Origin of the sequence: Streptomyces sp. NPDC059567 (assembly GCF_042735655.1) — a bacterium.
Taxonomy (GTDB): Bacteria; Actinomycetota; Actinomycetes; order Streptomycetales; family Streptomycetaceae; genus Streptomyces.
Genome location: NZ_JBHWBS010000161.1, coordinates 1 through 9,223 on the forward strand (window position 1 = coordinate 1; position 9,223 = coordinate 9,223).

9 protein-coding genes and 1 pseudogene are annotated in these 9,223 nt (G+C 70.8%); 4 read left to right on the forward strand and 6 right to left on the reverse strand.

Annotation, left to right across the window (positions count from 1 at the left end):
* A pseudogene (locus ACFVZW_RS35865) lies at positions 1 to 194 on the reverse strand (adenosine deaminase); the annotation flags it as partial.
* Positions 195 to 550: 356 nt separating this feature from the next.
* Positions 551 to 760, reverse strand: a complete 210-nt coding sequence (locus ACFVZW_RS35870; RefSeq protein ID WP_384530630.1) for a hypothetical protein — start codon at positions 758 to 760, stop codon at positions 551 to 553.
* A gap of 141 nt (positions 761 to 901) precedes the next feature.
* On the opposite strand from ACFVZW_RS35870, the gene ACFVZW_RS35875 reads away from it, so the two are divergent.
* Entirely contained in the window at positions 902 to 1,225 is a 324-nt protein-coding gene (locus tag ACFVZW_RS35875; protein WP_384530632.1) for a hypothetical protein, read from the forward strand.
* A gap of 15 nt (positions 1,226 to 1,240) precedes the next feature.
* Here the strand turns inward: ACFVZW_RS35875 and ACFVZW_RS35880 are convergent.
* The 3 genes from ACFVZW_RS35880 to ACFVZW_RS35890 form a co-directional block, all read right to left on the reverse strand.
* A protein-coding gene (locus ACFVZW_RS35880) for an IS5 family transposase (protein WP_384530634.1) occupies positions 1,241 to 2,184 on the reverse strand; the annotation gives its coding sequence in 2 pieces (ribosomal slippage) (positions 1,241 to 1,840 and positions 1,843 to 2,184; 942 coding nt in all).
* 53 nt (positions 2,185 to 2,237) lie between these two features.
* A complete protein-coding gene (locus ACFVZW_RS35885; protein WP_384530636.1) occupies positions 2,238 to 3,062 on the reverse strand; it encodes an inositol monophosphatase family protein in 825 nt (274 codons plus the stop codon).
* Positions 3,063 to 3,071: 9 nt separating this feature from the next.
* The gene (locus ACFVZW_RS35890) at positions 3,072 to 4,199 is read right to left on the reverse strand and encodes a ferrochelatase (protein ID WP_384530638.1); all 1,128 of its coding nucleotides are present in this window, start codon (positions 4,197 to 4,199) and stop codon (positions 3,072 to 3,074) included.
* Between the two features lie 132 nt (positions 4,200 to 4,331).
* Here ACFVZW_RS35890 and ACFVZW_RS35895 point away from each other — a divergent pair, with 132 nt between their 5' ends.
* The gene (locus ACFVZW_RS35895; protein WP_384530640.1) at positions 4,332 to 5,603 is read left to right on the forward strand and encodes an MFS transporter; all 1,272 of its coding nucleotides are present in this window, start codon (positions 4,332 to 4,334) and stop codon (positions 5,601 to 5,603) included.
* The gene (locus ACFVZW_RS35900) at positions 5,584 to 6,882 is read left to right on the forward strand and encodes a D-arabinono-1,4-lactone oxidase (RefSeq protein WP_384530642.1); all 1,299 of its coding nucleotides are present in this window, start codon (positions 5,584 to 5,586) and stop codon (positions 6,880 to 6,882) included. The genes ACFVZW_RS35895 and ACFVZW_RS35900 overlap by 20 nt, the downstream gene beginning before the upstream one ends.
* Positions 6,883 to 6,885: 3 nt before the next feature.
* Here ACFVZW_RS35900 and ACFVZW_RS35905 read toward each other — a convergent pair whose 3' ends face one another.
* Positions 6,886 to 7,701, reverse strand: coding sequence for a hypothetical protein (locus ACFVZW_RS35905; RefSeq protein WP_384530644.1), 816 nt, complete (start codon positions 7,699 to 7,701; stop codon positions 6,886 to 6,888).
* 433 nt (positions 7,702 to 8,134) lie between these two features.
* Here ACFVZW_RS35905 and sepH point away from each other — a divergent pair, with 433 nt between their 5' ends.
* Complete coding sequence (gene sepH, locus ACFVZW_RS35910; protein WP_384530646.1) at positions 8,135 to 9,214, forward strand: septation protein SepH; 1,080 nt, start codon at positions 8,135 to 8,137, stop codon at positions 9,212 to 9,214.
* Positions 9,215 to 9,223: the final 9 nt, after the last annotated feature.

A 9,223-nucleotide genomic window follows, 5' to 3' on the forward strand; every position in this document is an offset into this window, starting at 1 on the left:
GTGGTCGCCGCGCCCGACAGGTGATTGTGGAAGTCCGCGCCCTTGGGCAGGGCCCTGAAGAAGGCGGCCAGCGCCTCGGGGCGGTCGCCTACGTCTCGTAGGTACGCCGAGACGCGGGCCTCCGCGCGCGTGGGCTCGTTCGCTTCCCCCGAGGCGGCCTGGGAGATCTGAGCGGGTGCCAGGGCCAGCGCCATCGCGGCGCTCAGGATCGGAGCAAGCCGGGCAGTACGGCGCCACGCGGAAGGCAGGAGGGAGGGGGCATGGCGTTGATCCTCAAGCAGCCGTGTCGCGAGACGAATGCCCGACATGCCACTTGGCACCCGTGCGACACATCCGGCTGAACCCGCAGGGTTCCGGGAGGTCACCAGGAACGTCCTCGTTCCAGGCCCGCACTCCGGCTGATCGATGCCTCGCGTTCACCAGGCAATGACGCAGCGGACTTCGCGTGCCGTCTGGCTGCGGCCGAGAACCGGCCCAGCGCCGCCGTGCAGGCTCGCCAGGAAGTGCGGTGGGCACCGGGCCGGAACGGAACGCCGGACTGCGCAGGTCGCTATCCGGTAGCCACAACCGGGCCGGCCGTGACCTGAGGAGGGCTGGGGAGCAGCGACGCGAGGTTGTCCCTGACGAAGTCCGCCGCCCGCTTGATCGACTCCTCCGCCCCGGACTGGTCTTCGAAGACGCTGGTAGAGACCATCACTCCGTCCCCGGCGTCCACCCAGTAGTAGGCGACGAATCCGGGAACCCCGCGGAGGAGAGCCACGAATCCCTCGTCCACTAGGAGCTGTCCGGTCGATCATGTCACTGCCTCGTGCTCGGGTTCCTGTCTGCGCCGGGTGCGGATTCAGGCAGCGGTGATCGGCCGCAGCTTCTCGCCGACGGCGCGGCCCGCGACAATATGGGTATGGATGCTGCTGAAGACCCCGTAGCCGTGGTTGCATGCCTGCTGGATGAGCCGTGGGACCGCAGGTGGAACAGCCTTGAGGTGGCGGGCGTCGATCTAGTATCGATTTACACCAGGATGGAGGGCTGCACGTACACGTGGATCACCAATGGCGGCTCCCTCCACGAGCGGGGGATGGCGACCGTGAGGTTCATCTCTGACGAGATTGAGAGGGTCCTTCCCGAGCTGGCTGAACATGACAGCGTGCACGTCTGGCATCGGTTGCACCGGATGGCTCAGCTGATGGTCGCTCACAACAACGCACCGGTTGAGGCGAGTTCCTAGGAACTCTCCGGTCGGTCATGTACGGAGCCAGATGACGAGGCTTGCCGCCGTGACGGTGCCGAGGAAGACGTAGCCCCGCTTGTCATAGCGGGTGGCCACTGCTCGGTGGTTCTTGAGCCTGTTGATGGCCCGTTCGACGGTGTTGCGCTTCTTGTAGCGGTCCTCGTCGAATCCCGGTGGCCGGCCGCCGTGTGCGCCCCTTCGCAGGCGGGCGGCCCGGCTGTCGGCCTTCTCCGGGATCGTGTGCGGGATGCCCCGGCGTCGCAGGTACTCCCGACACGGCCGGTTGCTGTAGGCCTTGTCAGCGGCGACGCTGTCCGGCCTGTTGCGGGGCCTGCCCGGCCCGAGACGGGGAACGCGGATCTTCTCCAGCACCGGCAGGAACTGGGGGCTGTCACTCCGCTGGCCAGCAGTGATGAGCAGGGACAGCGGGCGGCAGCGACCGTCGGCACTCAGGTGGATCTTGCTGGTGAAGCCGCCCCGCGAGCGGCCCAGTCCCTCACCTGCTGCACCACCTCCGCCAGCCGGCCGACCAGGCTCTGCCACGGAGGCTCGGCCAGGTGTTCCGCCGCGTCGCCCCCCTTTGGAGCGGCCGTGGTCGGTGGGTGGTCGTTGCGGGCACCGGCGGCATGCTGATGAGCGCGCACGCTCGTCGAGTCGACCGAGACGTCCCAGTCCACGTCACCCGCGGCGTCGGCTCCGGCTTGGATCTGCTGCAGCAGATGTTCCCAAGTGCCGTCTGCGGACCACAGCCGGTGGCGCTCGTAAACAGTCTTCCAGGGCCCGAACCGCTCGGGAAGGTCGCGCCACTGCACACCGGTCCTCACTCGGTGCAGAATCCCGTCGATTACCTGCCGATGGTCTCGCCATCGGCCACAACGACCATTGCTCACCGGCAGGAACGGCCAGAGCCGTTCCCACTCGGCATCCGATAAGTCACCACGCTGATCCCGCCCCATACCCCGACCAACGAGTCAGGAGCGAGCCAGTCACATGATCGGCCGGACAGCTCCTAGTCGCGCCAGGCCCCGAACTCCTCCAGGAGCTCCTGGAGCGGCTCGAAGACCCCCGGTGGGGCCGCGATCGTCAGCTCGCCCGACGGGCGCTCTCCGGGCCGTCCACCGGTCAGGGCGCCCGCCTCGCGGGCGATCAGGTCGCCGGCGGCGAGGTCCCACGGGTTGAGGCCGCGCTCGTAGTAGCCGTCGAGACGGCCCGCGGCGACGTCGCAGAGGTCGATGGCGGCCGATCCGCCCCGGCGGATGTCGCGCAGGCGCGGGATCATCCGCTGCGCGATGTCGGCCTGGCGGGCGCGGCGGGACTGCACGTAGGCGAAGCCGGTGGAGATCAGCGCCTGCTCCAGCGGGGGCGCGGGGCGCACGGACAGCCGGCGCTCCCCCACGTACGCGCCGCCGCCGAGCACGGCCCGGTACGTCTCGTTCCGCAGGGGTGCCTCGACGACCCCGACGACGGTCTCGCCGTCGCGCTCGGCGGCGATGGAGACGGCCCAGGTGGGCAGCCCGTAGAGATAGTTCACGGTGCCGTCGAGCGGGTCGATCACCCAGCGGACTCCGCTGGTGCCGGGGCTGGCGGCGCCCTCCTCGCCGAGGAACCCGTCGTCGGGCCGGTGCTCGGAGAGGAAGCCGGTGATCAGCTTCTCGGCGGCGATGTCCATCTCGGTGACGACGTCGATCGGGCTGGATTTCGTCTTCGCCACCGCCAGGTCGTCCGGCCTGCCGTCGCGCAGCAGGGCGCCGGCCCGGCGTCCGGCCTCCAGGGCGAGGTCGAGCAGTTCGGCGAGCAGGGGGTCGGTCGGCACAGGGTTCACGGGCTCGGTCACAAGCACTCCTTATGCGTACGGGCTGTCGGCTCCGGCCGCCGCGGGCCGCTCCGCCCTCGCCGGGCAGCAGCCGATGGGGCAGAGGTCGTGGGAGGCCCCGAGGGCGCCGAGGGCGCAGCGCTCCACCCGGATGCCGCGCTCGCGCGCCGCGCGCTCCAGGACGAGGTCCCGTACGGCCGCCGCGAAGCGCGGGTCGGCTCCGACGGTCGCGGAGCGCCGGACGGGGAGCCCCAGCTCGGCGGCCTTGGCGGTGGCCTCGGTGTCGAGGTCGTACAGCACCTCCATGTGGTCCGAGACGAAGCCGATCGGGACCATCACGGCGGCCGGGACCCCGGCGCCGTGCAGCTCCTCCAGGTGGTCACAGATGTCCGGTTCCAGCCAGGGGATGTGCGGGGCGCCGCTCCGGGACTGGTAGACGAGCTGCCAGGGGTACGCGACGCCGGTCTTCCTGTGGACCTCGTCGACGATCACCCGGGCCACGTCGAGGTGTTGCTTCACATAGGCGCCTCCCTCGCCGTGCTCACCGACGGGGCCGGAGGAGTCCGCCGCCGAGTCGGGGATCGAGTGGGTGGTGAAGGCGAGGTGCGCGCCGGCCCGGACGGACTCGTCGAGATCGGCCAGCGAGGCGAGCACGCCCTCGACCATGGGCTCGACGAAGCCGGGGTGGTTGAAGTAGTGCCGGAGCTTGTCGACCCGGGGCAGCGGGAGCCCCTCCGCCTCCAGCTCCGAGAGCGCGTCGGCGAGGTTCTCGCGGTACTGCCGGCAGCCGGAGTACGAGGCGTAGGCGCTGGTGGTGAGGACGGCGATGTGCCGCCTGCCGTCGGTGACCATCTCCCGCAGGGTGTCGGTGAGGTACGGCGCCCAGTTCCGGTTTCCCCAATAGACCGGCAGGTCGAGGCCGGCCTGCTCGAACTCCGCGCGCAAGGCGTCGAGCAGTGCGCGGTTCTGGTCGTTGATCGGGCTGACGCCACCGAAGAGGAAGTAGTGCTGCCCCACTTCCTTGAGCCGGTCCTTCGGAATGCCTCGGCCGCGGGTGACGTTCTCCAGGAACGGGACGACGTCGTCCGGGCCTTCGGGGCCGCCGAAGGAGAGCAGCAGGAGGGCGTCGTAGGGTGCGGGACCGTGCTGATCGGACATGGCACCGATCCTCCCATCCGCCGCTGACGGCCGATGGTGCGCCCCGACCGAAATTGCGGCTGCGGCATTCAGTTCAACACCGTAGGCTTTAGCTATTAATTACACGTGTTGAGCTGACGCCCGGAGATCCTCTTGCCCAGTCCCTACCGCGCGATCTTCGCGGCGCCCGGCACCAGATCGTTCTCGGTCGCCGGTTTCATAGGCCGGATGCCGCTGTCCATGATGGGCATCGGCATCGTCACCATGATCTCCCAGGTGACGGGCAGGTACGGCCTCGCGGGCGCGCTCTCCGCGACCATGGCCATGTCAGCCGCCGTGCTCGGCCCGCAGGTCTCGCGGCTGGTCGACAGGCACGGCCAGCGGCGCGTGCTGCGCCCCGTGACCCTGGTGTCGCTGGTCGCGGCCGCCGGACTGCTGCTCTGCGTCCAGCAGGGCGCCCCGGACTGGACCCTGTTCGTCTTCACCGCCGTGATCGGCTGCGTGCCGAGCCTCGGCGCCATGACCAGGGCCCGCTGGGCGGACATCTACCAGGGGGAGGCGCGCCGGCTGCACACGGCGTACTCCTGGGAGTCGATCGTCGACGAGGTGTGCTTCATCTTCGGCCCGATCATCTCCATCGGTCTGTCGACCATCTGGTTCCCCGAGGCCGGCCCGCTGTTCGCGGCCGTCTTCCTCGCCATCGGCGTCTTCTGGCTGACATCGCTGCGTGCCACCGAGCCCCAGCCGCACCCGAGCGACGGGAACTCCGGCGGTTCCGCGCTCCGCTCCCCCGGACTGCAGATCCTGGCCCTCGCCTTCGTCGCCACCGGCGCGATCTTCGGCTCGGTCGACGTGGTGACGGTGGCCTTCGCGGAGGAGCAGGGCAGCAAGGCGGCCGCCAGCCTGGTGCTCGCGGTCTACGCGCTGGGCTCCTGTCTGGCCGGCGCCGTGTTCGGCCTGCTCCACCTCAAGGGCGAGCCGTCGCGCAGGTGGCTGCTGGGCGTCTGCGCGATGGCCGTGAGTATGATCCCCCTCCTACTGGCCGGGAACTTGCCGTTGCTGGCCGTGGCGCTCTTTGTCGCGGGCCTGTCCATCGCACCGACGATGGTGACCACCATGGCCCTCGTCGAAGCACACGTACCTCGCACCAAGCTGACCGAGGGCATGACCTGGACAGGGACCGGGCTGGCGATCGGTGTGGCGCTCGGCTCCTCGGCCGCCGGCTGGGTGGTCGACGCCTCGGGTGCGGAAGCGGCGTACGTGGTGCCCGTCGTCTCGGGCGCGCTCGCGGTCCTGGTGGGTCTCCTGGGCTACCACCGGCTGCGGCAGCCGGTGCCGACACGGGAGGGGCAGCGTGAGCGGGACGAGCACGGGGCAGTCACAGCGGTCGGAGAGCACCGGGACGGTGAGCAGCCCGTGGCGTAACTGGGCGGGGAACGTCACCTCCCGTCCGGTACGGGAGGTGCGCCCGGCCTCGGCCGAGGAACTGGCCGACGCGATCAGGAAGGCGGCCGCGGACGGGCTGCGCGTGAAGACGGTAGGCACCGGCCACTCCTTCACCTCGATCGCCGCCACGGACGGCGTGCTGGTCCGGCCCGATCTGCTGACGGGCATCAGGCGCATCGACCGCGAGGCGCTGACGGTCACGGTGGAGTCCGGCACTCCGCTCAAGCGGCTCAACGTGGCGCTGGCCCGGGAGGGCCTGTCGCTCACGAACATGGGCGACATCATGGAGCAGACGGTCGCCGGCGCCACGTCCACCGGAACCCACGGCACGGGCCGCGACTCGGCCTCGATCGCCGCGCAGATCCGGGAGCTGGAGCTGGTCACCGCGGACGGCCGGCTGCTGACCTGCTCGGAGAAGGAGAATCCGGAGGTCTTCGCGGCCGCCCGGATAGGCCTCGGCGCGCTCGGCGTGGTCACGGCGATCACCTTCGCCGTGGAGCCGGTCTTCCTGCTCACCGCGCGCGAGGAGCCGATGACCTTCGACCGGGTCACCTCGGAGTTCGACGCGCTGCACGCGGAGAACGAGCACTTCGAGTTCTATTGGTTCCCGCACACCGACAACTGCAACACCAAGCGCAACAACCGCAGCGCGGGCCCCGCCGCCCCGCCCGGGAGGATCAGCGGCTGGGTCGAGGACGAGCTGCTCTCCAACGGGGTCTTCCAGCTCGCCTGTTCGCTGGGCCGGGCCGTCCCTCCGGTGATCCCCTCGCTCGCGAAGATCTCCAGCCGCGCGCTGTCGGCCCGTACGTACACCGACATCCCGTACAAGGTCTTCACCTCCCCGCGCCGGGTGCGCTTCCTGGAGATGGAGTACGCCCTGCCGCGCGAAGCGGCCGTCGCGGCGCTGCGCGAGGTGAAGGCGATGGTCGAGCGCTCGCCGCTGAAGGTGAGCTTCCCCGTGGAGGTGCGGACGGCCCCGGCCGACGACATCGCGCTCTCCACGGCCTCGGGCCGGGAGACCGCGTACATCGCCGTGCACCTCTACAAGGGGACGCCCCACCGCGGCTACTTCACCGCGGTGGAGCGCATCATGACCGCGCACGGCGGCCGGCCGCACTGGGGCAAGGTGCACACCCGGGACGCCGCGTACTTCTCCGAGGTCTACCCGCGCTTCGCCGAGTTCACGGCGCTGCGGGACCGGCTGGACCCGGGGCGGCTGTTCGCCAACGACTATCTGCGCCGGGTACTGGGCGACTGACGGTCACTCGGCCGGCGGGGTCGCCTGTCCGCCGGCATCGGTGCCGGCGGACGGGGTCCCCGTCGGGGTCGGGGTCGGCGTCGGGTCGGTGGGCGTCGGGGTGGGCGTGGGGGTCGGGTCGCCCCCGGTCGAGCGCGACGGCGTCGGCGTCGGGTCGGAAGTGGTCCCGCCGGCCCCCGGAGACGGCGTGCCGCCGCTGCCGCTCTCGTCCCGCTCCCGCTGCCGCTCGGTCCGCGGCTGGTGCGAGGGCGTCGTACCGGTCGAGGGCTCGGCCTTGCCGCCGCCGTCGCCCCGGACGACCGAGCCGAAGGTCGTGCTCCCCTTGGTGCCGCTGAAGTCCTGATCGGAGATCAGTTCGTAGGTGGTGATGCCTCCCATGGCGACCAGGAAGACGAGCGCCGCGGCGATGCCGGAGCGCTTCCAGCCCCGGACGCGGGTGCCGTGCGTGGTGGCCTCGCCGAACTCGCCGCCGTGCGCGGGCGTCCCGGACCCGCCGACGGTCGCGAGCACCTGCGTACGGTCCGGCGCCGGTCGCCGGGCCGTGGGCTCGGCCGCGTTCGCCGGCTCGGAGTGGACGGCGACCTCCCGTATCTGCTCTCCCGTGCGTTTGAAGAGGTGTTGGAAGACCGAGCCGCCGCAGGTCGCGATGACACTGATCACACCGGCGCCGAGGATCGTGCCGTACACGCCGAGGGTGGAGGCGAGTTTGGCGGCGACGACGGCGGCGACCGCGCTGCCGGAGACCTGGGCGACGCTGAGGTCGATCCGCTTCTTCTTCTCGTCTTTGGCCTGCTCCATGCCCCGCCCTTGCCTGCTCATCTGTTCAACCATGCACCCACAAGGGACAAATGGGCGAAGTGAATAGTTCCGTTTCCGCTGGTTCTGTGAAGAGCGACACGTACGGGCGAAGGTCGCGGAGACTCAACTCCCGTACCTCCGGAGAAGTTGGGCGGCGCGCCGGTCCACCCAGGTGGCCCGAATGGAGTACTGTGTCGAGCCCTGGGTCCGGGCTCCCGCAAGGGTGCTCGGGGTCTACGGGAGGGGGCCGAAAGTGGCACTCGAACCGGCGGCGCCGTGGCACCGCACGGATTCCTGTCGCACAGCGTGACCGCTGGTCACTCTGCGTCGTAAATAGGTAACCGTGCCATAACGGCGTTCCAGGGTCCATGCCCGACACGCCGGGCAACTCGGCAAGGTTGTGGCAGGCTGCACCCGGGCAGGCCACACTCGACTAGCGGAAGCAGCGACGCACGTGACGTCGGCAGGCACCACCCGGGAGGTCCCCATGCCCGAACTGCGTGTCGTGGCCGTCTCCAACGACGGCACACGACTGGTGCTGAAGGCTGCTGACAGCACGGAGTACACGCTTCCGATCGACGAGCGGCTGCGCGCCGCCGTGCGCAACGACCGCGCGCGGCTCGGTCAAATCGAGATCGAGGTGGAGAGCCACCTCCGCCCCCGCGACATCCAGGCACGGATACGTGCCGGTGCCTCCGCGGAGGAGGTCGCCCAGCTCGCCGGCATCCCCGTCGACCGTGTACGGCGCTTCGAGGGCCCCGTGCTCGCGGAGCGGGCGTTCATGGCGGAGCGGGCCCGCAAGACCCCCGTGCGCCGGCCCGGTGAGAACACCGGTCCGCAGCTCGGTGAGGCGGTGCAGGAGCGGCTGCTGCTGCGCGGCGCCGAGAAGGACACCGTGCAGTGGGACTCCTGGCGCCGTGACGACGGCACGTGGGAAGTGCTGCTCGTCTACCGGGTGGCCGGCGAGGTCCACACCGCGAGCTGGACGTACGACCCGCCCAGGCGGCTCGTCCAGGCCGTGGACGACGAGGCGCGCGCGCTGATCGGCGAGACGGACGACACGATCGCCGCCGCGCCGGAACCCAGCTTCCCCTTCGTGCCGCGCATCGCCCGGCTGCCGCGGGACAGGCCGCTGGACCGTGCCCTGGACCGCCAGCTGGAGCGCCAGACGGAACGGTCCGCTCCGGCTCCCGAGCCGGAGGAGGAGCGCGACTCGCTCACCAGCCTCCTGGAGGCCGTGCCGAGCTTCCGTGGCGACATGGTCGTCCCGGACCGGAACCCCGAGCCGTCCTCGACCGAGCCCTCCGACGAGCCCGAGGCGGAGGAGCCCCCGGCTCCGGCGGCCTCGGCCGGCGCGGGCTCGGCGTACGCCGACGTCCTGATGCCCCGCGCGGTCTCGGGCCACCGCGACCGCCTGACGGGCACCACGGACCGCCAGGCCGAGGCGGACGGCGTCCGCCCGGGCCGCGGCGCGGCGGTCCCCACCAGGGCCGTGAGCCTGTTCGGCTCGCGAAGGACAAATCTCGAGATATGACACTCCCGG